The sequence below is a fragment of the Sphingobacterium olei genome, from assembly GCF_005048855.1.
Classification (GTDB): Bacteria; Bacteroidota; Bacteroidia; order Sphingobacteriales; family Sphingobacteriaceae; genus Sphingobacterium; species Sphingobacterium olei.
Genome location: NZ_SUME01000001.1, coordinates 270,478 through 294,292, shown reverse-complemented (window position 1 = coordinate 294,292; position 23,815 = coordinate 270,478). Strand labels below are relative to the sequence as shown.

Annotated in this window: 18 protein-coding genes; 13 read left to right on the top strand and 5 right to left on the bottom strand. The window is 42.6% G+C overall.

The annotated features are described in order from the left end of the window. Nucleotides 1–48 precede the first annotated feature (48 nt). Complete coding sequence (locus FAZ15_RS01260; RefSeq protein ID WP_136899341.1) at nucleotides 49–1,461, bottom strand: pectate lyase family protein; 1,413 nt, start codon at nucleotides 1,459–1,461, stop codon at nucleotides 49–51. A gap of 304 nt (nucleotides 1,462–1,765) precedes the next feature. Here FAZ15_RS01260 and FAZ15_RS01255 point away from each other — a divergent pair, with 304 nt between their 5' ends. The 13 genes from FAZ15_RS01255 (at nucleotide 1,766) to FAZ15_RS01195 (ending at nucleotide 19,031) form a co-directional block, all read left to right on the top strand. Further along, complete coding sequence (locus FAZ15_RS01255) at nucleotides 1,766–2,335, top strand: RNA polymerase sigma-70 factor (protein ID WP_136899339.1); 570 nt, start codon at nucleotides 1,766–1,768, stop codon at nucleotides 2,333–2,335. A 132-nt stretch (nucleotides 2,336–2,467) separates the two neighbouring features. Further along, nucleotides 2,468–3,637 carry a FecR domain-containing protein gene (locus FAZ15_RS01250; RefSeq protein WP_136899337.1) on the top strand — a complete coding sequence of 390 codons (1,170 nt, stop codon included), beginning with the start codon at nucleotides 2,468–2,470 and terminating at the stop codon, nucleotides 3,635–3,637. A 20-nt stretch (nucleotides 3,638–3,657) separates the two neighbouring features. After that, nucleotides 3,658–7,026, top strand: a complete 3,369-nt coding sequence (locus FAZ15_RS01245; protein ID WP_136899335.1) for a SusC/RagA family TonB-linked outer membrane protein — start codon at nucleotides 3,658–3,660, stop codon at nucleotides 7,024–7,026. A gap of 11 nt (nucleotides 7,027–7,037) precedes the next feature. Continuing rightward, nucleotides 7,038–8,537, top strand: coding sequence for a RagB/SusD family nutrient uptake outer membrane protein (locus tag FAZ15_RS01240; protein ID WP_136899333.1), 1,500 nt, complete (start codon nucleotides 7,038–7,040; stop codon nucleotides 8,535–8,537). An 11-nt stretch (nucleotides 8,538–8,548) separates the two neighbouring features. Then, entirely contained in the window at nucleotides 8,549–9,016 is a 468-nt protein-coding gene (locus FAZ15_RS01235; protein ID WP_202912286.1) for a hypothetical protein, read from the top strand. Nucleotides 9,017–9,020: 4 nt separating this feature from the next. Further along, nucleotides 9,021–11,822, top strand: a complete 2,802-nt coding sequence (locus tag FAZ15_RS01230; RefSeq protein WP_136899331.1) for a M16 family metallopeptidase — start codon at nucleotides 9,021–9,023, stop codon at nucleotides 11,820–11,822. 22 nt (nucleotides 11,823–11,844) lie between these two features. Continuing rightward, nucleotides 11,845–13,359 (top strand): NHL repeat-containing protein, encoded by a 1,515-nt coding sequence (locus FAZ15_RS01225; RefSeq protein ID WP_136899329.1) that lies wholly within the window; start codon nucleotides 11,845–11,847, stop codon nucleotides 13,357–13,359. A gap of 16 nt (nucleotides 13,360–13,375) precedes the next feature. Beyond that, on the top strand, nucleotides 13,376–14,908 hold the full coding sequence (locus tag FAZ15_RS01220) for a calcineurin-like phosphoesterase C-terminal domain-containing protein (RefSeq protein WP_136899327.1): 1,533 nt from the start codon (nucleotides 13,376–13,378) through the stop codon (nucleotides 14,906–14,908). 267 nt (nucleotides 14,909–15,175) lie between these two features. Continuing rightward, nucleotides 15,176–16,069 (top strand): HD domain-containing protein, encoded by an 894-nt coding sequence (locus FAZ15_RS01215; protein WP_238387110.1) that lies wholly within the window; start codon nucleotides 15,176–15,178, stop codon nucleotides 16,067–16,069. Between the two features lie 338 nt (nucleotides 16,070–16,407). Then, complete coding sequence (locus FAZ15_RS01210; protein ID WP_136899325.1) at nucleotides 16,408–17,358, top strand: hypothetical protein; 951 nt, start codon at nucleotides 16,408–16,410, stop codon at nucleotides 17,356–17,358. Nucleotides 17,359–17,426: 68 nt separating this feature from the next. Next, the gene (locus FAZ15_RS01205) at nucleotides 17,427–18,212 is read left to right on the top strand and encodes a hypothetical protein (protein ID WP_136899323.1); all 786 of its coding nucleotides are present in this window, start codon (nucleotides 17,427–17,429) and stop codon (nucleotides 18,210–18,212) included. A 55-nt stretch (nucleotides 18,213–18,267) separates the two neighbouring features. Continuing rightward, entirely contained in the window at nucleotides 18,268–18,561 is a 294-nt protein-coding gene (locus FAZ15_RS01200) for a hypothetical protein (RefSeq protein ID WP_136899321.1), read from the top strand. Nucleotides 18,562–18,584: 23 nt separating this feature from the next. Beyond that, complete coding sequence (locus FAZ15_RS01195) at nucleotides 18,585–19,031, top strand: hypothetical protein (protein WP_136899319.1); 447 nt, start codon at nucleotides 18,585–18,587, stop codon at nucleotides 19,029–19,031. A gap of 103 nt (nucleotides 19,032–19,134) precedes the next feature. On the opposite strand, the gene FAZ15_RS01190 is transcribed toward FAZ15_RS01195, so the two are convergent. From FAZ15_RS01190 to FAZ15_RS01175, 4 genes are read right to left on the bottom strand one after another with little or no spacing between them, the layout of a single operon-like run. Beyond that, on the bottom strand, nucleotides 19,135–19,731 hold the full coding sequence (locus FAZ15_RS01190) for a histidine phosphatase family protein (RefSeq protein WP_136899317.1): 597 nt from the start codon (nucleotides 19,729–19,731) through the stop codon (nucleotides 19,135–19,137). Beyond that, nucleotides 19,732–21,165, bottom strand: a complete 1,434-nt coding sequence (locus FAZ15_RS01185; RefSeq protein ID WP_136899314.1) for an FGGY-family carbohydrate kinase — start codon at nucleotides 21,163–21,165, stop codon at nucleotides 19,732–19,734. It lies immediately after the preceding gene. Further along, the gene (locus FAZ15_RS01180; protein ID WP_136899312.1) at nucleotides 21,166–22,614 is read right to left on the bottom strand and encodes an FGGY-family carbohydrate kinase; all 1,449 of its coding nucleotides are present in this window, start codon (nucleotides 22,612–22,614) and stop codon (nucleotides 21,166–21,168) included. 3 nt (nucleotides 22,615–22,617) lie between these two features. Beyond that, nucleotides 22,618–23,628 carry an NAD(P)-dependent oxidoreductase gene (locus tag FAZ15_RS01175; protein ID WP_136899311.1) on the bottom strand — a complete coding sequence of 337 codons (1,011 nt, stop codon included), beginning with the start codon at nucleotides 23,626–23,628 and terminating at the stop codon, nucleotides 22,618–22,620. Between the last annotated feature and the right edge of the window lie 187 nt (nucleotides 23,629–23,815).

Genomic DNA, 23,815 nt, shown 5'->3' with positions numbered 1-23,815 from the left:
GGCTTTATGGTTATTAATGGCTCGCTTTTGGAAATTGCACCTTCTTCACTAATCAGATAATTCCCTTTCATAATCGATGTTGTTCATATATGCTTCCAACATGGTGTATCCATCCTCGGCAACCTTATTTCTATCGGCAGGATCGTACGGATCCAATCCCCGTTTCACTTCCCATATATCTGGCATGCCGTCGTGATCGCTATCTTTCGGTGGAGCGGAACTGCTGAGCACAGGCCATCCGCCTACATCTTTCTGCGAGTCAATGATCCCGGTTCTGTTTGCAGAGTTGAACAATTTATTATTTTCGTGGTATCCGCTGCCTCCGTATGTTGCAAATCCGTCTCTAGTCTCTGCGACAATACGGGAATCTAAGACATCTCTCTTCGGTAAATTGGCGCCCGCATGATCTAGCACCAATATATAGGCTTCTGGAGCGGTTTGTTCATGAATGGACATGGAAGGCCAGGCACTATCCAGCTTAATCTTCTCTAGAGGTATATTTGTCTGGACACCACCATTCCAGTTATCACGCGTTACCGTCTCATTCCCTGCTATTTCATTGCCAGCAATATACCACTTTCCATGATCGTCATCATTTCTTTGGGAGGGGTTGGCGATACGGTAAGCTACTTCTCCAGGCTGGGTTGCGGGTCCTGGTTTATAATAGTTATTAATTATATTAAAGAATGCGACATTAAACTTATCGTTACCGACCTGTTCTTTCTCGCCACCATAACAGCTATTGTACCCCCAATTGTAAATGACATTATTTCTGTAATCGGTATAGCCTGCACCTGACGCCATCCGTGGATTGCGACTGGTATGATGGGCCAATAGGTTGTGATGATAGGTACTGTGGTTTGAACCCCATATACCGCCAAAGCCATGTGTACCTTTAACGTGATTTGACGCGTACAAGCTTTCGGCAATGATACACCACTGCACCGTGATGCTATCGCAATGATAAATGGACATGGTTTCATCGATACTCCAACTGGCAGATACATGATCGAGTATGATGTTCTTGGTGTACCTGCTCGACACCGCATCGTAATCTATTCCGGACACGTCGCCGGGTCGTACCCGAATATATCTGATTATTACGTGATCGGCATCAATGCTCAAGGGATAGTTTTTGAGGCAGATACCATCGCCTGGGGCAGTCTGTCCGGCGATGGTGATATATGGATTTTTTATGTTTATCGGACGTTCGAGTTCAATGTTGCCAGAGACTCTGAAAACCACAGTTCTAGGACCCTCCGCGTCTACGGCCATCCGCAAACTTCCTTCACCCCGGTCATTGAGGTTCGTCACTTCATAAACGGCTCCGCCTCGGCCTCCTTTTGTATATTTTCCATAACCTTCGGCTGTTGGAAACGCAAGCTGCTGAGAATGGACCGCAGAGGTAAATATAATCTGGAGTACAAAAACCTGTAGCACTAGTGATAATAACTTTTCCATATTTTTTGCTATTTCTTTACGCATACCCCGCGCATTGATGTCTAATTAAATAATTGATAACATAAAGATATAAAATATTAGTTTAAGAACTTTTTCCCCATTGGTAATTAACAAAAACATAGTGTTGATAACTTCTACCCTACTTTTGAACCATATAATACAAAAATAAATCACAACAAGAAACCTGGCCGACTTGCATAGTAGTCACGTATTTATATTGCAAATGATGCTAAATTTATCTAAGTTTGACGTTCAATTCAATTGACCAGTATCTGCCAGTGGAGCAATACGATTTTAGTAAGGTATGCAGATCGATTTCAATAATATACAAAATGAAAAAAAAAGGTGGGAGTTTATTTACGACAATTTCTACCAGTCGCTTTGTTATTTTTCAAATACGGTATTGCAAGACCAAGAGAAAGCACAGGATGTAGTACAATCGGCACTTATAAAGCTATGGCAGGATAAAACTGTATTCAAGGATGTCAATCACCTGCGTAATTTCTTGTATAAGAGTGTTCGAAATGCCACTATCAATGAATTGAACACTACAGCTACACACGAAAAAATTCTAGGGCGACTGGCCGATAATAATCCGAAACTGTATGAGCAAGATGACCATTTTCACAGTATAGTACGAGCTGAGTTGTATAGAAGAATTTTAGATGAAGTATCAAACCTACCTGATAAAACAGCTGAGGTATTCAAATTGGCTTTTTTAGAACAAAAATCTAATCAGGAGATCGCTGACCAGATGTCTATTAGCATCAATACCGTAAAGGTTCATAAAAATAATGCAAAAAAAGCATTAAAGCACACGCTCAAAGATCTGTTCCCTCTTGCAGCCTTGATCCTATGGGATACCTTTCAATAAAAAAGTTTCATTATTTTACGAAATCTGAAACACTTGATTTTCAGGGATAGTAAACGTTTTAAAAAAAAATTGCTATCGGACTAATCCTTTCGCCCGAGTTACTTGTATGGATTGTAAAACAAATCTCATAAGATGCCTGATAGAAATCCGCACGATTTAGCGGAAAAAATATTTTTATATAAAATGGACTTGCTAGGTCCGGCTGAACGTATTGTGCTAGAAGAACAAATAGCTGCTGATCCAAAACTAAAAGAAATTTTCGACGAGTTGAAAGATACAGTTCGAACGCAAAATGAGCTGGACCAGATGGCTCAGTTTGACCCGAAAGCTGCGTACACCGAAGCGCTGAGGAGTGTTCATCCGGTTAGCCACTTATATCGGATGCGTTACGGCCTTATCGCAGCTGCTGTTGCACTGGTACTTACATTTGGAATACTATTCCATATGCAGTCTCGGTGGGGGGTCGAATCCGATATATTGATTACGCAACAAGACACGACAAATGGCGTACAATTGGTACTGGCTACGGGCGAAACGGTGCGTATGGACACCATTTCTGCCTTACGGGCTGCGGAAGCAGAATTTGAGAATAGCAATGGCGTCCTTAGTGTAGAGGCACTTGGCGGTGTTTTGTCGTCACCGGGGAATAATAAGATCATTGTGCCCTACAAAAAGAAATATCAGATCGTACTGGCAGATGGATCGAAAGTCTACCTAAACGCGGGATCTACTTTGACGTTTCCGTCTGCATTTACTGGAAAAGAAAGAAGGGTACAGCTGGAAGGTGAAGGATTTTTTGAAATCGCTTCCATGGCAGACAAACAATTTGTCGTCGAAGCAGGAAAACAACAAATACATGTACATGGTACTGTGTTTAATGTAAAAGCTTATGGTGATGAGCCCTATCACTACACGACATTGATGGAGGGAAAGATTTCCCTGCGAGATTCCGAGTCCCAAAAAGAATTATTTCTTAAACCTGGGCATCAGCTGGAATACGAACCTTCGACGGGACATACTATATTGCGTTCGGTTAATCCCGCGATTGCCTCAAGCTGGACAAAGGGCATGCTAGCTTTTGACGACACGCCAATGGATGAAATACTGCGTCAGGTAGGACGCTGGTATAATCTCGAGGTCGCCCTTACAGATCAGGCCCTGCACGGTATATCGGCCACTGGAAAGATCCCTTTATACCCGGATGTCAATCAGGTATTGCGCAAGTTTGAAAAGCTAGGTGACGCTCGATTTCAAACAACTGCTCAGCGCATCAACGTAATGCATATTAAAAACACACAATAATCAACAACCCTTATCAAAGAATGAAGTATCGATTTTTAACCCGAATGTGGAAGGCTACCGCTTTACTGACTTTTCTCTTTTTAATGCAAACACCGCTTTACGCAACCCAGGCAATAGAGACGGTCAAGGTGACACTTTCGATCGTCAACATGCCGTACGAACGTATATTCAGCCAACTGGAAGTGCAGAGTGGGTATACTTTCCTTTATAAAAAGGAAGACATCCAAAATCTACAGTCCGGTAAGCTAGACGTCAAAGATCAACGGCTCGATCTAGTACTAAATGAATTGTGCAAATCCGTAGGATTAGTCTATGAAATCGATGACAAAGTGATCATTGTACGGAAAGCGGCCAGGCCAGTTAATCCGCATTCTTCAGCAACCACTACCGTACAACAGGAGCGCGTTATGCGAGGCCGGGTCACAAATGATGGGGGAAAGCCCCTAGGTGGAGTGACCGTATCCCTAAAAAATGGTTCTGGAAGGACGGTGCAGACAAATGAACAGGGGCTGTATGTACTGTCGCTGGCGCCATCACTCATTAATCCGGTACTCGTCTTCAGATTCGTCGGTATGGAGACACGGGAGATCGAGGCAACCAGCACTCAAAATGAAATTAATGTGCAATTGTTGGCTGCTGAGAATATGCTAGAGGAAGCGGTTATCGTAGGTGGGTATGGTCTCGTGCAGAAACGTTCGGACATGGTAGGAAGTGCCTTTCAGGTCACGGCCAAACAGATTAAAAATCTACCTGCGCAACGTATTGATAATATGCTAGAAGGGCTGGTACCGGGTCTCCAGATAGATTTCAATACCGATCAGGCCAGTAGTACACGGCCAAGAATGAATCTTCGGATTAGAGGAGAGGCCTCTCTTTCGGCATCTAACGAGCCGCTGTGGATCGTCGATGGAATCCGTGTATATACAGGTGACCGCACCAATATGATCCCCGGTATGAATACGGCGGTGAGCCCCCTATCCTACCTTAACCCAGAAGATATCGAAAGTATTACCGTGTTGAAGGACGCAACTATGGCATCTTTATACGGCGCGGATGGTTCTAACGGTGTCATACTTATTACGACAAAAAAGGGAATAAAAAGTGCACCTTCACTCAGTGTGACCAGTCGCTATGGTTTGTCAACCATAAACAAATCCACGCTATTCAAGACATTAGATGGCGAGCAATACCGGACGCTGGCTCGAGAATCATATCTAAATGTACCTGGCAACGATATCGCCTACTTTCCCTATCAGGATCTACCCGGTAATCCGTACAGCGCTACAAATACCGACTGGACGGACGTGTATTATGGGATAGGCACCTATTTTCAGAATAATCTGAATATCAGCGGTGGAACAGATGATGTGGGGTACTATATCTCGGGCGAGTATTTTATGAATGAATCTACCATCAAAGGAAATCGACAAGACCGCATGTCATTACGAAGTAATATTGATTTTAATCTTTCTGACAAGTTGAAACTGACGTTGCTAATGTCGGGTTCGTATAACGTAGACGATATTTTTAACCCATCAACAGACTACTATTCTTTCTTGCCTATTATCTCTCCATATAATGCAGACGGTTCGCCGAGACAAATTTATGATAGGATAGAGAGGATACAAGATCCGATAACCGGCGAATTTGTTTTGGGTGCAAGGTCGTATAAGTTTTTCAGCGGGGTGGCCGAACGCGAGGAAAATGACAATATGCAAAGAAGTTTTTACACCGTTAACAATCTGGTATTAGACTACTCGATTCTCCCCACGTTGAAGCTAACTAGCCAAGTAGGCGCTAACTATCAAAGTAACCACGAAGAGATGTACGCAGCGCGAACAAATTGGTCAGGAAAAGACTCACAAGGAAACCCTATGGGATATGCGACGCGTGGTCACGCTAATTTTCTACTTTGGTCGGCTATTGAGCGGCTAAACTACAATCAACAATTCGGCAAGCATACTTTAGGTGGCCTATTGGGATTTGAAGCCAGCTCTCAAGATAATAGAACCCTTAGTGCTAGAGGCAACGGCTTTGCCAATGATCACATCAAAGAGGTAAGCTATGCTGCTGTTCGGGAAAATGCGAGCAGCTCTTCTTCTAGGGTACGACGATCATCATTTTTTGCTCAAGGATCCTACAACTATGACAGTAGATACTATATCGCGCTTAACTGGCGTGCCGACGGCAATTCGGATTTTGGTGAAGACACGCGTTGGGGAAATTTTTGGTCTGTCGGATCTTCCTGGAATATCCACAATGAGGAGTTCTTTAATAGCGACTTATTAAAAGTGCTGAAACTCAAAGCATCCTTCGGTACCAACGGTAATTCAAGGCTGGGGAATTTACGTGCCCAAGGCCTTTATAATTACGGAACCTCCAGCAATTACTATGGAATGAGCGGATCCACCATGTCTAATGTATGGAACCGCCGGCTAAGTTGGGAGCAATCCTATATGACGAATATCGGAGTTCGCGCGAATTTCAATAACCGTGTCGATGTAGAACTCGAGTTTTATAACAAGCACACGGTAGATCTGTTGCAGGACCAGGATGTGAGTCGGACTACCGGTGACACCCGCGTGCCTCGCAATATCGGATCGACACTAAATCGTGGAATTGAGCTAAATATAGAAACGACGAATATTGATGGGAAAAACTTCAGCTGGGTCACATCTGCGAATATCTCCCACAACCGAAATAAACTCTTAGAACTATATAATGGCATACCGCAAGTGAGAGACCGTACGATCTGGACAGAAGGTGAAGATTTGGGTACTTATTATCTGGTGCGATGGGCGGGCGTAGATCCACGTGATGGTGCGCCGATGTGGTACGATGTCAATGGAAACATCACACATACGTTCAACCTCGGCGACCGTGTGCCATATAAAAATTCCACACCATGGTTCTACGGAGGAATTACGAACACCTTGCGATATAAGGACTTATCAATGAGCTTTTTGGCAATCTATTCAGCGGGAGGCTATCGCTTTACTTCATTTGGTAGAGATGCATCCTCCGATGGTCTGAACCTAATGACAAGCAACCAGTCTATCAATCAACTGGATCGATGGCAGCAACCTGGAGATCTCGCACTTTCGCCTAAGCCGCTATGGCAAGTGACGAATGCAAACTCGACACGAAACTCGACGCGTTACTTGTCCAATGCGACATTCCTTCGTCTAAAAAACGTAAGCTTTTCATACAACCTTCCCTACGACTGGGCGCAACGGATAGGTACAAGAGGAGCGAACATCACTTTGATAGCAGATAACATAGGATTATGGACACCATACGATAGATCTAACTGGAATTCCTTTAAGCAGACTATGTCGGGGTATCCGATGGAAACCACTATATCATTGGGTCTCAATGTAAAACTCTAATTTACACCATTATGAATATACAACAAGTTAAAATATATAGCACGCTCACACTACTCCTTTTTGGCCTTAGTGGATGCAAAAAATTCTTGAACGTGATGCCCGTGGGCCAAACAACCATACCGGTACTTTTTTCGGATATGGACGGTATTCGATCAGCTATCCCGGGAGCTTATGCAAAAACATACGATTATTATACCAATCACTTTTACCTCTACCCCGAGTTAGCAGGAGACTTACTACAGGCAGACCTACAACAGCTCGCGGAGGGACGGCAAAATATATATAATTATAATTCTGATCCAGACCAAGAGGCAGCGCCATCGGCCAAAATCTGGTCTGATATTCTCGCATCATTAGCCAATGTGAATAACGCTCTTTTCTATCTCCCTTCTCTAGAAGAAAAGTATCCAGGAAGCCGTAATGAACTGGCGGTTTACAAAGCCGAACTTTTATTTCTGCGTGCCTTAGGCCATTTCGACCTTTGCAGGGCTTATGCACAGCCATACACCTATACAACCGACGCATCGCACATCGGTGTGCCCATATTGTCGCAGACTCCAGGGCCGGACGACGTGGTAACAAGGCAACCGGTGAAAGAGGTGTACGCCTTTGTCCTGCGCGATCTGAAAGAGGCTGATCAAATTTACAACGACAACCGTAATGACTTTCGAACAGCCAAGCAAAGACCTTACTTCGCATCGAAAGAAGCAGTTCAAGCTTTATTATCCCGCGTATACTTATATATGGAAGATTGGGATCAGGTCATTCGTTATGCCAACGAAGTAATATCGGAACGACAGCTTGCCAGAGGGGGAAATTATACCAGCATGTATTTTGATCTCGCTGGGCCAGAGACAGAAACCATATTCAGACTAAATGGACAGGATAAAGGTTCTGGGCTGCTAAGTTTCTTTAATTTCAGAAATGCCAATGATTTTGTCCTGCCCCAGGCATATCCAGCGGAAAAATTTGTGGGACTGTTTGATGAAGGGACTAATGATCTACGTATTAATGCGCTTCTATTCAAGTTAGAGACCAACCCTGGACAGTCTGCAAACTTTATCGGATTAACACGAAAATTTGACGCGGTGCAAACGGCTACAGACGGTAATCGACAACACATGAATCCGCTAGTGTTGCGCGTGTCTGAAATATATTTAAATCGCGCCGAAGCATATATTGGAAAAAAGCAAGCTGAATTGGCTGCTGCCGATGTTGAGACTATCAGAGCACGCGGACTGCAGACTTCAGGTGACGACATTATTCTACCCGAAAACGATCTCGATGCCATGAGAAACATTGTGTATGAAGAACGGATACGTGAGCTTGCATTTGAAGGTCATCGCCTATTTGACATTACCCGGCGGAAACAGAACCTAGTCCGTAATACCAATACAAACTCGACAGTGAAAGAGCTTACCTATCCAAGCGACTACTTTGTGCTCCCTATTCCTCAGCGGGAATTGGATGCCAACACGGGTATGAAAGGAAATCCTACTGTAAACAACTAATGATAAAAACGATGAAAAATAGTTTAATATATAGTCTATTCTCCTTCTTTATATTGCTTTTTGGAGCGTGCGGCAAAGAAGAGGTGCAACCTTACGACCATGCTTTTATCCATATCATGAATAATAATGCCTCATCTGAATCAGTCAATTATATGGCAGCTTCGGTGCGGACATACAATATATACCTAAGTTCTAAAGTGCAGCTCGAAAATATTGGCGTTACTTTTAAAGTTACTGCTGGAGATGGCTTGAAAGAAGGTGTCGACTACGAAATGGTGACTCCGGGCAATACCCTGTACTTTTTACCGGGCATATTCGATATCCCGGTACGTGTCCGCTGGATGCCTAGTCCGAACCTGGATCCGACAAAAGATAATACGCTGACCATCGAACTGGTGAGTAACGATAAGGGCATTACACTCGGTCTACCGGGGCCGGATCAGCTTCAAAAGAAATTTGTGATAACGAAGGTAAAATAACAGGATGACTAGAACTTTTTATATTTTTTTACTAAGCTGCGTAGGCACAATCGTCGGGTCTTTTGCTTTCGGGCAATCATCCCAACAAACCCTTATAAAAGGAAAGTTGAAGAATGGACTGACCTACTATGTACGGCCCAACGCCTATCCTACTGGCGAAGCCGTATATCGTTTGTTTCTAAAGACAGGCTCCCTGGCTGAAAAAGAAGCCCAAAAAGGACTAGCACATTTTCTGGAACATATGGCGTTCAATGGTACTAAGCATTTCCCTGGCGACTCACTGGTACGCTTTCTAGAATTGCAAGGCGCTAAATTTGGTAAGGACTTAAATGCACACACCTCGTACAACGAGACAGTATATAAACTGCAACTGCCCTCAAAGGATACCAGTCTGGTCGATATGACATTGACGATCCTCGCGGACTGGGCAGGTGGGCTGACACTGGATAGCGTTGCTGTCGAAAAGGAACGAAAGGTGATATATTCGGAATGGCTGTCGCGTAAGTCTGGAAATGAGGCAGTAAATGATGCATTTTTGAATGCGCTCTTTAATGGTTCGCGCTATGCAGACCGAAAGGTAATAGGCGACACGGCTGTGATCTTACATGCTCCCGCGCAACAGCTACGGGATTACTACAACGATTGGTATAACCCCGGTGTGATGGCCGTGGCTGTAGTAGGCGATATCGATGCAGAATGGGTAACAGGCCGCATCAAAGAAAAATTTGGTAGGATCCCTGTCGGTAAGAAAAAACTAAAAGAATGGCCGATTCCCAACTATCGAAAAAACACATTCAAACAGGTGATCAGCGATGGGGAGAAAAAGGCGGAGCTAAATATTATACGCTTGCTTAATTTGCCTAGGCCGGTACGAAATAAGAAAGAATATAAAGATTACATGGAAGAAGGGCTATTGCGAATGCTATTGCGTAAACGATGGAGCGATCTGTCTTTTGATAATCCGACTTATAGCAAGGCTAGTGTTCAATCTTCTGGGTTTCTAAACACAAAACAGCTGCTCACTGCTAATTTGGTGATCAATCCGGATAAGCCGGATTCGTCGGTAATCGAATTCGCAATGCGTATCGCACAACTTGCGCAATATGGTTTTGATAAGAACGAGATTGCGACGGTTAAAAAGAGTTATGAAGCGCAATTGAAGAATAAGGCGGAAAGCAAAAGACCAACTTCCTCGGCTGTACTAATGGATGAACTGTACGATGATTTCTATAAAAGGCAGCCCGTAATTGCTGTACAGGACGAGTATAACTGGTATATGAAAAATGTAGACCGTATCGATTCGGTATCACTATTGCGACACTTCCAACAATGGTACAATCCCGATAAGGCATATTATTTGTTGACAGGTTATCCTCAGATTGAAGCAAAATTGCCGAGCGAAGCTGATATATTGAAGTGGTTCAAAGATGCGCAAAGAAAGAAGCAACCGCGGTATCATAAGGCGATGGACTTGGTCGAAAACTTGATCGAAGACCGACCTACGCCGGCTACCGTGACGCATACTGAACAACGAAAAGCTGTAAACGCTACAGAGGTAAAGCTATCTAATGGCGTCAATGTGATTTTCCGTAGGCCTGTTTTAGAGAGTGATCGTGTAACGGTCACTGGATTCCGAAAAGGTGGGCTTTACACTTTGGATTCTGCCGATTACGTTAGTGGTCTATATGCGGGGCAAATTGTCGCGCTGAGCGGCGCAGGAGATTTGTCGCGTGAATCACTGAACCATTACCTCACGGGCAAATCAGCATCCGTGCGGTTTCTTATCGACAAGACGCGTTCGGGTATTGCGGGTAGTGCGGAAAACAGTGATAGCGAAACTTTATTTCAGCTGATTTATCTTAAGTGGACGGCGCCCCGTTTGGATCAGGCAATTTTTGCGCAGGTGAAAGAGAAAGCGATCGATAGTTATCGGCATACAAATCAAACTCCGGCTGCAACATTCGGCCGTGACTTAGGTTATTTGCTGAATGGGTATGACTATATCACCCGGGAGCTCACGGATTCGGTAATAGAAAGGGAACTGCTAGCTGATCGCACCCTTCCCGTTTTTGATCGTGCTTTCGGAGCGGCAAATGGTTTTACGTTTATCGTTACAGGCGATCCAGAAGATGAGCATTTACAGGAATTGGTGAATACCTATATCGGTGGATTACCCACCGGTACGGTAGACACAACCTATCGATACAGCCGGCACACACGCCTAGTACCTGCGACATTCGAAAAGTATGTCGGCGAGACAGCCAAAGCATCGGTATGGCTCTCATATCAGACGACGGATATCCCTATGGATCATCAGACCTACGAGCTGATGAATGATGCAGCTACGGCAGTACTGCAATCTCAATTGTTGAAGGAACTGCGTGAAGAAATGGGAATGGTTTATAGTGTGAGTGTTTCGGGTAGTGCAACACCGTATCCTGATCCATTGGCCCGTACCAGTATTCGTTTCAGCTGTAAGCCGGAAGATGTCGATATATTGATCCAAACGGTGCAAAAGCGCATGCTAGAACTTGTTGAGAACCCCGCAAGTATAGCAGCCACATTGGAAGATGTCAAAAGTAATTTACGCAAAGAAATGGCATTGAACAAACAACGCGATTCATTTTGGAGTAGCTATATCCGCAACTCGCTATTCAACAACGAAGGCTCGTTGGACTTTGTGAGTCAATACGATACCCTAGTGGATCGCATATCTGTAATGGACGTTGCAGATTTTGTACGAACACAGATTATGCAGACACCTTTGATAAGAGCGGTATTATATCCGAAATCATTAAAAAAATAAATTAACATAAATATCAATGAATATGAAACAATTAAACAAAGTAACGCGCTACCTAGTCTTAGCGATTACAGCAGTAGCTATCAGCAGCTGTAGTAAAAAAACAGATGACATCCCTGACAAAACTGACCCTAAGATGCTTTCATTCGGTTTCTTTGCTGAAGACAACAATGAGAATGTTCTTCGGGACTATGCTATCACTGAAGTAACAGGTACTAATATCCTGATCGAACTACCAAAAGACGTAGATAGGACAAAATTGGTAGCTCGCTTCACGACAACAGATAATGCTACGGTAACGGTAAACGGTGTACCACAACAGTCGAAAATCACGGCAAATAATTTCACTACGCCGGTAGATTTTATTGTAACTGAAGGACAGACCAATGCGCGCTACACAGTGACTATCGCTAACGCTGCGGACTATGTATGGACGCGGGCGGGTGCATATACTGATAATACTGTGGGTGGTCTTCAGTTTAAGATTCATCCTCAAACCGGCGTACCGCATTTCTTCTATATGTTAAGTGCTACCAATGTTGACGACCGTAAGGCGTATGTTGCCAAATATCAAGACAACAACTGGGCTTCTATAGGAGATGCATTATCAGCAGGTCGAGTTGGTACGGATTTAAGTATGGCTTTCGACAACACCGGTAAGCTATACATTGCTTACCCAGACTATACGACGACACCAACTACGCAAGGGCCTACTGTACAAAGCTACAACGGCACAGACTGGTCAGTTGTGGGTGGGACTTCGTTATTTCCAGCACAGGTGACGTATTCAGCTTTGGGCATTAATCCTTCCGACAATCAACCTATTCTTTTTAACTATGTTAATACGAATAACTACGCTCCGTTTCCAAGAAGGGCGATATCAGTGTCCTATTTCAATGGCACGAATTGGAATATCCACAATCAGATTACGGGCAGACCAAGTTCGCAAGTTGGCGGTATAACAAGGTCGAAAACTGTTGATGGTGTATTATATATAGCAGTGTATAATAATAACGTTGGTGCAGCCCACGACTACTCCGTATATACTTACAAACAAAACGTTTGGAGCACTATTGCGGATAAAGTGCTTGAACCGGGAGCTACGAACTCTAATTTCAGAGATTTTGACATGGATGTCGATCTGGATGGCAATATCTATATCGCTATCTCGGATGATGGAGAAACAAATGGTACAGCTAAGCCTCGTGTAAAAAAATACAATGCTGCAACCAAAATATGGAGCCAAGTGGGTAATGTAATTAACGTGAACCAAGGTCTAGGCAGGTATTTTTCAGTTGCGGTATCGCCTAGCGGTATACCACATTTCCTTTATAGAGACGAACAAGAATTACCTGTGGTCATTACCTTCGATACAGAAACACAGGACTGGGGAACACCAAAGGTGCTTGAAAATGTGAAAGTAAAAGGAAGTACAAATTCGATGTTCATTGATTTTGCACATGATGGCACAGGATATGTCGCCTATATCAATGAGACCGACAATATCGTATTACATAAATATGATGCTCCTTCTAATTAAGATTCGTTAATAAATTATGCAGAAGGCTCCCAAAGTGGAGCCTCCTGCTTTTATATGTTTTACACACATGCGCAAAAAAATACTATATTTCGCGATACTTCTTTTGCTTCCTTTGTTTCTTTCCGCACAGTCGCCGATTTGGCTGGAAGGAGCTGTATTTTTAGACAAAAACCAGAACGGCTCCCGAGATAAGGGTGAGCGCGCTTTAAAACATATACCAGTATCTAACGGTAAAGATATTGTATACACGGATGCCAACGGTAATTACCGTATAGCCGTCGAGCAGGGACAATCTGTATTCCCTATCCTACCTAGTGGTTACACGATCGCTGGAGACAAAGCGAGCAGGGTCAAAAACTCTTTATTTTATTATATAACAGAAAATTCTACCGCAGCGCAGCACAATGAATTCGCCCTGACGCATGAAGAACAACTGACTTCTTTTCGGATCGGCGCTATTGGCGATATTCAGGTGGGGGACGCGACCGAACTAAACTACGCGGGCAAAAGTATATTTCGTGAACTCGCGTCTCGCGATGATATCTCATTTCATATGGTTCTAGGGGATTTGGTGAATGACAACCTGGATCTGTTTACACCTTTTAAGGCAATGCTGGAAGTTATGCCTGCACCGAGCTGGACGGTACTTGGCAACCACGATAGAGATATTGACCAAGCGAATCGGTCTGATCATAGTTTTAACACTGAATTTGGAGCCTCGACGTATGCTTTCAATTATGGAGGGGTACACTTTATCGTATTGAATAATGTTTTTTCAACGGGCAAACATTCATACGAAGGTCGGATATCGGACGATCAACTTCAGTTCTTAGTCAACGATTTGAAAAATGTTGCGCCCGGAACTCAACTTGTCATATGTCAACATATCCCAATGGCATATACACGCAATCGCACAGAGGCGCTTGGTCTCCTAGATCGTTTTTCAAATGTCTTGATTTTATCTGGACATACGCATCAAGTCGGCCGTCACTTTTACAATGGTGGCAATGTACAAGAGATCGTGACAGGTGCACCTTCGGGCAATTGGTGGACCGGTGAGAAGAATTTGCATGGTATTCCGGACGCACTAATGCAATGTGGCAGTCCCCGAAATTATTTTACGATAGACTTCAAGAAATCGAAGTACGCCTTCCAATTTAAAGGTATCGGGCTCGATGAGGAGCAACAGATGGATTTAACATTACGCGGTGACACACTGATCACCAACTTATATGCGGCTTCGGATAGTACGACGGTGGAATTTCAAATCGATCAGCGAGAATGGACACCTATGCATCATGTTGATAGGCCTGCTGAATCTGTACTGTGCGTGATTGAGAATAATAAAGATAAGCAATTTCCGGCATCCGGGAACCGTATAAACCCCCTTCGTAAACGGGCATCACCGCACATATGGCAAACCATTATTGGAGCACTATTACCGGGTTCGCATACGATTCGTATCAGAGCATTCGATCGCTTTGGATATACTGTAGAAACGACAGAGACTATTTTTGTACCGCCCGGGGGCAACCTGATAGTTTTATAGCACTATCTATTCTTTTAATCTATACCGTCAATGTTGTTTACCCCCAACTAAAAACCGAAGCGCCTATGGATGTGCCCACTTTACCCATGTAGACCACCCCACCCCTTGCCAGACTAAAAATGGCTGGCAGGTAAGTAAAGTCATAACGGCATATGCCTAAAATTTGGTAGTTTTGATCTTAAGTATCGATTAAAACTATTAAGCGTTCCACTATAAAATTCTCGAACAACAATTGTGCAGTATCAACGCTTAAAAAATTTAGAAACTATGGGTATATATTATCAAGATGAATTATATGGGAGCTTTAAAATTGAGGGAATTTTAGAGGAACTCGTTCATACAGAACCCTTCCAAAGACTAAAACGCATTCATCAAGGTGGTGCAATTATCGTTGTCCGACCTGATTTGAACCAAACACGTTACGAACATTCCATTGGAGTTATGAAACTAATTCAGGTTTTAGAAGGCAGTTTAGGAGAACAGATCATGGGTTTATTACATGATATTTCGCATACTGCCTTTTCACATCTTATTGATTATGTTCTTGATATACCTGAGGAGAATTACCACGAACAAATTTTTGCCGACGTAATCCGGCATCCTGAAATTTTAAGAGTAATTGAAAAATATGGATTTAGTATTGAACAGTTTTTAAGTCCAAACAAGTTTACTATTCTGGATTACCCATTACCAAGTTTATGTGCTGACAGAATTGATTATACACTACGGGATTTAATGAAGTTAGAACAGATCACAAAAGCAGAGGTTAAATGGTTTTTAAAGGGGCTCGCAATTGTCAATAACAGAATAGTTGTTACCGAAGTCGAATATGCCCATTGGTTCAAAAGTAAGTATACTTTTCTCGTTGAAGAATATTTTAATGGAAGGGACAATAAGCGTGCAAATAATTTCATGGCAGCAATAACAAAAGAGTTGTATGAAAAAGGAAATTTGACACTAGCAGATTTTAATGAAGACGATTTTCATGTTTTAAAAAAATTAGAAGGCATTTTAAAAATAAAACTCCATACATCGTATCAGGAATGGTTATCCAAACAAGATTTTAATATTTTGTTTAAGACTAAACCAAGAGAAGTGGATCCAGATGTGATTATCGAAAATCAGTTATTTAGGTTGTCCCAGGTTAACAATAATACGTAATGTTACTATTTTTCATTGCGAAAATCTAACTTTATCACAAAATGAAAGCAACTTCAAACCCATTTTAGTGGGAACAATTCCTATAAATATCGATATAGACGACAGTGACGCAGTGCTAATTAATTGTCAGCGATGGCATCTTTTCTGACAATTATCCATTGCGGCCTTTCTTTTGGACTTTTCTTCTTTAGTGCTTTAAGACTGGCTGGAAAATCAGCATTAGTAGATTTGTGAAAATTGGTCTTTATTTGGTAAATTCTTATATTAGATTAATATTAATCCTGGATCAGGCACTATTATTTATTCGCCGATCCTTCTGTTAACTTGAATACAATTATATGTCAAGAATAGTTGCTTTAATTGTCATTTTATTTTTTTCCTGCCGGGGGTCTTCTGTTAAAGAAACGCAGTCAACAGTTATGGCTGATTCAGCCAGAAAAGCTGTTGTAGCGGAAGACAAGGATTTATCATGTGGGCAATTGGTATCTGATCTTGTACAATCAAGCAATGCTTTTGCAATTGGGCATTTTGCGAAGGAACTCGTAAAGTCCCGAATTGCTTATATGACGCCAGATAAAGCAACAATTAAACTTTATGTTATCAATGATATCTCTGAAACACCTTCTGAAGAACGGCTGGTAGAAAATGCAGTAGGCTGGCTAGAGTTTTACAGGCAAACAGGAAAGCTTTTGGATATAACCAATGACCCGGATAAGCCCGTGATTTTAAAGTATGATAAAGCTATTCTCGCAGAACATGACCTATTCAAATTATGCAGCCCGGAGGTTGCTGTTGCTAAGCCCGGCACAGGTTATGAAACGCCAGATGTTATGCTGGCAGACGACATCAGGTTCAATGATAAGCTGAAACGTTTTTTTACAATGGGCGAGTTTGAGAAAGTCTTTGGCAAGCCCGACAGTATAAAACTACTGGCAGAAGAAGTGCCCTGTAATACCATATTTGGTACGGAAGCGCCGGATGACAAATATTTATATAAAAGTGGTTCGCGTTTTGAAACGAGCGGTGACAGTGTAGCTGTGGATGAGTTTTGGTTTTTGAATGGGAATTTTATTACCTACAAAGGAATCCGGATAGATGCAAATACCACGATGCAGCATATACAACAGCTATTTCCGACTGCTGTGAAAGGCAGGCTGGGCATGGATAAGGAAGGAAAACTATGGGTGATCCAGTTAAGAGAAGATGAAAAAGGTATTTCTGACGGACAAATAAAAATGTTTTTTAGGAATGGAAAAGTTTCTTTTATGCATTGGTGGTTTCCCTGCTAGAACGTAAGGGGGTGTATTTATAAGCGTTGCATATTTAAAATAAACAGTCGCCTAAAATTTCAAATCAAATGAGGATAAGAGTTTTAAAAATAGTTTCAACATTTGTTTTCCCGTTATTGATTGTGATATCCTGTGACCGGAATGTAAAATCAAACGGTGATGTCCCATCCAAGGTAAGAGAAATGCCTGCTAACCTTGAAAGTTCGGCGCCTCTTACATCCAGACCTGGGCCTATAAACGTAACAATTGAAAAAATAAGTAGCGAGGATTTCTTTTCGGCACAACAACGCGCGAAAATGAATAAACCAATGGAGAAGATTACAGATTTTAAGATCGTTCAGCAAAAATTGGCCGAAATCGTAGAGTTTGAAGATCAGGATAACTATCTGGGTATAAAAAAAATGAATTTTAGAAATGCCTCTTCGGTTAAAAATGAGGTTGACCTAAGCGAATGTTCTTTTGTGTCGTACTTTCCTTCGGAGGATATCTTGTTGCTGGAATGCGGTCACACGATGGATGTAAGCTTTGATCTGACAACAGGACAGACAACCTATGAAACAGGTAATCCAAACTTGGTAACCACATCACCATCGGGAAAATATAGATTGAACAAAGTATATGAAGGACAGGAGTGTTTTTATCATTTCATCCAGGAAAAGAAAAACGGTAAATTTAAAAAGATAGCCGAGCTCAATGATATTTTTGAAAAGAAAACCGGCAAATGGCTCTGCGTAACAGAAAAGGAATTCTGGGCGGACGATCAAACGCTTTACTTTGGACTGGTGACCCAGTACAAGGAAGGGGGCAACGATTATGAGTTCTATAGCGTAAAAATAAGTGAAGGTAAAAACTAAAGATGGCATAAAAAATATATTATTATTTGAAGTATAGACCATAACCTATCCTACTATGAACAGACTTGAACAATATTTTGATAGTAATGGAAGCAAAGCTTGGGATACGCTTGTGAAATTGGCAACGGAGACGTCTTGGACGAATTCCGAGAGTCAAAAAATTTTGGAACAAATATTGAATAACCATACTGATATAGCAAAAGTGTTATATGCACGTTTAGGTGAGGAAAGTATAAATTGGATATATCGAAAAGTTCCCGCTCTTGATGGCATGAGCCCCTTGGAGTGTCTGGAAACACCTGAGCTTATAAAAAGATTAAAAGAAGGGCTTTCCAGAATGGATATTTAATAGCATTGTTTAACACAAATTACATGAAAAAAATAATTCCGTTCAGCCTGGTTATAACGCTCTCTGCGTGTACTAACATTAATACGCAAACTGGTAAAAACAATAAGCAAGAATCTTGTAGATGTGAAATGATAGAAAATTACAATGATGTATTTGCTACAAATGTTACTATAAAAGATAAATCCCAGCCCAATATATTGTCATTTCACTGTGCAGATATAGACATCGGTACTGCTTCAGTTAGCGATGAAAATGGAGAGAATGAACGTGAAAAGGCAATTTATGACATTCGCTGCGTTTCATCAACAGCACAAACTATTGAGTTGTCCGATGACTTCAAATATTTTACAGATCGTATGCAATCTCAGACAGATTTTTTTAGGGTACTGAAAGGAGGCGAAAAGCATTTTTTTGAATTTACGCTAGAGCGTAGAAAAGTCATATCAATCGCAAAATTGGATGTAGAATGATCGTCGGTTAAACCGCAAGATGATTCTAGCGACTGTATATAAGATAGGAACTTAGGTACTCCTTCTCAGCCGATTTATCGTAATCGATCGCTGGCTTACAAAATTAAGCATTGAGTTTTAACAAATTGAAACCGGAGTGTTTATCCAATGTTATGAGGGTCAAGGCGGAGTTCTCCTGTACAATTCGCCTATAGTTCTGCAAAGGCATTCCGAGCTGATGTGATAGAAATAGGCGGTTAATCCCATTATGCCCTACTACTAATAATGTCTTATCATTATAGTTTTGCAAAATATGCGAATAAAAGCTCGCTAACCTATCGATGACTTCCGTACCGGTTTCACCCGTCCTTCCCGCCGCGTGGTGGCTTGGATCGCTGAGCCAATTTGTCCAAGATTCGGGGTCTTCCGCTATAAATTCCTCTGAACGCTTTCCTTCCCAGATTCCAAAATCCACTTCAACTAACCGCTCATCGATAATTACGTCGGCAGGTCGGCCCGATGCGATTTCAGCGGTCTGCTTCGCCCGCTGTAGCGGTGAGGAAAAAATGTAATCGAAATGGTACTTTTTTAACAACATATTCATTCGCATCGCCTGCTCTATACCCTTGTCTGTCAAAGAGATATCTGTTCGCCCACAATATCTATTTCCATCCGCATTAAAACTTGTTTCACCGTGTCTTAAAAGGCAAATCGTAATCATTTATAGATAGTTAAGATCCTTTAATTTTTGTTTAAACTCCTGATATTGAATTTCGTATTTGTCGGCCAGCTCGCTCTGCGGTACCACCGTTTTATCTATCGTGGTCATCTGCGTGGCCGCTTCGCTCAAAGACGAATAGAAGGTATAGGAGGCCGCCATAATTGCCGCTCCTAAAGCACCACTTGCTTCCTTACATTTATAGATCGGCACATTCATGAGCGATGCCCGAATCTGTAGCCATATTTCACTATTACTTCCACCACCAGCCGTATATATTGCCCTCACCTCTTCGCCCGACAGTTCTTCTATAATCTCATACGCCAATCGTTCTATACAGGCCACACCTTCGAGATTAGCTGCATATTGTACTTCCTTTGTTAGCCCATCTATGGCAAATCCGACAGCATTAGGTGCCATAATCGGGTAGCGTTCCCCTTGCTGTTTCAATGGCCAGGCCAATTTACCAGTTGGAATATAGCGCTGAGCCGCAGTATTGAGCGCGTCCAAATCCGTCGGGAAATCGATAGATATCCAATCGGCTCCTGTATTGCTCGCCCCTCCTGGCATCCAATACCCCTCGGGATGGCGATGGCTATATAAGCGCCCTAAGGGGTCTATTAAATTGTTACGAGTTACACCTTTGATAACCATAGTGGTGCCAATCGTTGTATTCCAATCGCCTGGTTTGACGGCACCAGATGCCATTTGTGTTGCACACCCATCCGTCATGCCAACAACGACATCTAATGGAAGGAGCCCCCAGGCTGCACAGAGTTGCGGCTGAAGCTTCCCAACCACTGTACCAGAAGGCACTACATTTTGCAACCATTCCTTTTTAAATCCGAGTTCCTGTATCAGATAAACTGGCCACTGAAACGTCTGGAGATCATATCCTGATTTCAGTACATTTGTATAATCCGTAACACTAAAATTGCCACAAAACCGTCCGATGATGTAATCTGAAGCATGAACCCAAAGTGCAATTTCCGGCACTTTCTCGGGATAAGTTTCCATATACCAAAGTATCTTACTGATGCCACTGGACGAATTAAACCCGGTGTATCCATCTGCTACATAACGAAGGGCAAGTTTCTGACAGCGCTTACCTTGTCGTACTGATCTACCGTCGCTATACATAATCGCCGGATGTAACGGCTTTTGTTTACTATCCAATGGAATTACGGTGCCTGATGTAGATGTTACTGATAAAGCCATTATAGCGCGCTTATCAACCGCTTTGGGTAGACTGTTTACGATCCCCCCGATAATCGAACTGCATTCCTGCCACCACATCTCCGGCGACTGTTCCTCTCTAAATCGCTCACCCCAAAAAAAATGTCGCGCTCCGGAGGCAACTGTGTGTCCATTTTGATCGACCAGTACTACCCGAATGCCCTGCGTGCCGACATCTACTCCAAAGAAATATCTATTCATCTACGGTAAAATATGTTTAAAGGTCTTCCGTGCTTGCTTCCATTTTTGATAGAGCTGTTCGAATTCTACCGTCTTTAGTGGCTTCACTTCTTCCAATATTTGCGGCATGCTATTTTTTATGCCTAACCCATCATTGCAGACAAATACCCCTCCTATAACGGAAGCTTGTCGAAACGTATCCATTATCCGGATATTTTTACCAACAAGGTTGGCTATAAACTGCCGTAATGTTCTACTTTCCATCCCACCACCGCAGGCTAGGATATACGGTTCCTCATGCGGAGAGACATCACACAGGAATTTGTAATTTTCATAAATACTACAAGCAATATCCCATAGTATGGCAAAAACAAAATTTCCCCGAGTCAACTGCTGCGACACTGGCGTATTAAAAATAAATCCACCCCGGATTAGCGGTTCGTTTTCATCTGCTATCAACGAACCCAATGACGCCACGCATTCGGCGTAACTGGCAAGCTCCAATTCTTTCTCAATTACGTCATAGCCCTCGTTTGGATAAAATATCTCCTTCAGACGCTGGTAGTTCAACCCAGTGACACCAGCATTGGCTTCCAAAATAAAACGATTTATATCAATATGGCGACTAGTCCAAGTACGCTGAGCAGCGTCCTTTTCATATGTAATCACGACTTTAATAATCGGTGTTGTTGTCCCTGAAACAATGACTACATCGTTGGCAGATGGTTCCATACTACGAATGGCCAGTTGTGTATCTCCACCACCGACTACGACAACAGCATCCGAAGCAATGTTTAACTCCTCGGATACAACCGGCAGGATGCTCCCCAAAATGGAAGCTGCATCTTTTAACGTGGGCAATATGGTCGAAGGTAGATCGAACAACCGCAATAAATCGGGAGACCATTTTTTCGCTTCAACATCGTACAGCAGCGTTTCGGATGCCTGTGAATGTTCGTAACACAGCTCCCCAGAAAACTGATACAGGATCCATTCGCTAATACTCGTAAAGGCGGCAACTCGATCAAACAATTCGGGATATACCTCCCGCAGACCGACCAATTTGAAAGCCGAAAAAAGAGAGGTAGGATACCGACCGGACAAATTGTAAACTAAATCTTTGTCCGTTAAATCTTGCTCCCAATTGCGACCCCGATGATCTATATTAGGCATACCGAGTAATGACTTTCCTTCAGCGTCGATCACGACAATCCCTTCGCGTTGACTAGTCGCAGTAACTGCATTGATCTGCACCTCACCCACTTCGGCCAGAACCTGGCGCGATAGCCGTAAGATCTGAGTCCACAAATCGTCGGGGCTGAAATATATTGCATCTTCATATTTTGGATCAGTTTCATAGTGTACATTCTCACGTTGTACACATAAAAGCTCTCCACTAACTGTTGCGACCCCTACACGTGCATTCCCGGTACCGATGTCTACGATTAAGTACGCTTCTTTCTTTGCCATAATTTAGCTAATTATCGGTTTTTCTAATATCGCTTTGTTTACCAATTGCTTGATCGATGTGTTGCCCTTATGGAAAAACTCTCTTAAACTGTTGTTCATAATAAACGCGTGATGATCTTCTACCTCATGTGTTGCGCCAGCGATATGCGGTGTCGCCAAGACGTTTTTGTTTAAGATCATTTTATAATCGATTTCATCGGGTGGCTCATGGTAGAAAACATCTAATATCGCTCCGCGTATCTGGCTGTTTTCGATACAATACAATAAATCCTCGCGCTTTACGACCGTTGCCCTCGCTGTATTCACGAAAATTGCGTCTTTTTTCAGCAAAGAAAGATATCTCTTGTTGATCATCCCGATTGTCTCGGCTGTCACCGGCAAATGTACGCCCACAACATCACATACACTGAACAGCTCCTCCAGCTCCACCTTTTTAAACTCCGCATTCGGATCAGTATGGTACGGATCAAAATAGTAGATTTCGCATGGAAAACTCACAAGCATTCGGGCTATATGTTGCCCAACAGCACCAAAACCGACCATGCCTACTTTTTTACCAGCTAGCTCGTTACCCTTAAATTCCAGATAAGAGGTATGCGCCCCCTCTCCCCAATTCTTGCCCTCCAACCAATCTATTGCTGGAAGCGTATTGCGCATCAACGTAATGACGTTCGCAATAAACATCTCGGCTACTGCTTGTGCGTTTCGCGCGGGTGTATTAAATACAGGAATGCCCAATTCAGTAGCTACCTTAAGGTCGATATTTGACGGTGTACCCCGACAAATCCCGACAAATTGTAAGGCTGGGTTCGCACGCAACACTGCTGCTGTTATTTCATCGTGTTCTGAGATCAATGCCTCCGCACCCGTTTCTTTAAGAAGTGTATTTAATTCATCCGGATTGTATGCCCGTCCATTTTCCTTCCACGGGCGATACACGATTTCATCAAATAATCCTTCTAGTTCAATCAACGCCCTTTCATTCTCATAAGGCGCTGTAAGTAATACTTTCATATGTATATTATTCATTAATATATTTTTCGTTGGCATTCTAATAACTCTATCCGATTTTCTCTCTGATCGTGTAGTTACTATCGCGATACCTTCTCCTGGAAACCTATCACTTTTGGGCTAACCGTCTTATCCCGATTAACATTGGAAAAAGGGTGACTACCACATAGTGAACATATCATGTTTGAAA

Coding starts and splice junctions, on each gene's coding strand:
- FAZ15_RS01175 (WP_136899311.1), bottom strand. CDS start 23,628: ATGAAAGTATTACTTACAGCGCCTTATGAGAATGAAAGGGCGTTGATT.
- FAZ15_RS01230 (WP_136899331.1), top strand. CDS start 9,021: ATGACTAGAACTTTTTATATTTTTTTACTAAGCTGCGTAGGCACAATC.
- FAZ15_RS01260 (WP_136899341.1), bottom strand. CDS start 1,461: ATGGAAAAGTTATTATCACTAGTGCTACAGGTTTTTGTACTCCAGATT.
- FAZ15_RS01225 (WP_136899329.1), top strand. CDS start 11,845: ATGAAACAATTAAACAAAGTAACGCGCTACCTAGTCTTAGCGATTACA.
- FAZ15_RS01190 (WP_136899317.1), bottom strand. CDS start 19,731: ATGATTACGATTTGCCTTTTAAGACACGGTGAAACAAGTTTTAATGCG.
- FAZ15_RS01205 (WP_136899323.1), top strand. CDS start 17,427: ATGAGGATAAGAGTTTTAAAAATAGTTTCAACATTTGTTTTCCCGTTA.
- FAZ15_RS01180 (WP_136899312.1), bottom strand. CDS start 22,614: ATGGCAAAGAAAGAAGCGTACTTAATCGTAGACATCGGTACCGGGAAT.
- FAZ15_RS01240 (WP_136899333.1), top strand. CDS start 7,038: ATGAATATACAACAAGTTAAAATATATAGCACGCTCACACTACTCCTT.
- FAZ15_RS01210 (WP_136899325.1), top strand. CDS start 16,408: ATGTCAAGAATAGTTGCTTTAATTGTCATTTTATTTTTTTCCTGCCGG.
- FAZ15_RS01220 (WP_136899327.1), top strand. CDS start 13,376: ATGCAGAAGGCTCCCAAAGTGGAGCCTCCTGCTTTTATATGTTTTACA.
- FAZ15_RS01250 (WP_136899337.1), top strand. CDS start 2,468: ATGCCTGATAGAAATCCGCACGATTTAGCGGAAAAAATATTTTTATAT.
- FAZ15_RS01185 (WP_136899314.1), bottom strand. CDS start 21,165: ATGAATAGATATTTCTTTGGAGTAGATGTCGGCACGCAGGGCATTCGG.
- FAZ15_RS01255 (WP_136899339.1), top strand. CDS start 1,766: ATGCAGATCGATTTCAATAATATACAAAATGAAAAAAAAAGGTGGGAG.
- FAZ15_RS01195 (WP_136899319.1), top strand. CDS start 18,585: ATGAAAAAAATAATTCCGTTCAGCCTGGTTATAACGCTCTCTGCGTGT.
- FAZ15_RS01245 (WP_136899335.1), top strand. CDS start 3,658: ATGAAGTATCGATTTTTAACCCGAATGTGGAAGGCTACCGCTTTACTG.
- FAZ15_RS01235 (WP_202912286.1), top strand. CDS start 8,549: ATGAAAAATAGTTTAATATATAGTCTATTCTCCTTCTTTATATTGCTT.
- FAZ15_RS01200 (WP_136899321.1), top strand. CDS start 18,268: ATGAACAGACTTGAACAATATTTTGATAGTAATGGAAGCAAAGCTTGG.
- FAZ15_RS01215 (WP_238387110.1), top strand. CDS start 15,176: ATGGGTATATATTATCAAGATGAATTATATGGGAGCTTTAAAATTGAG.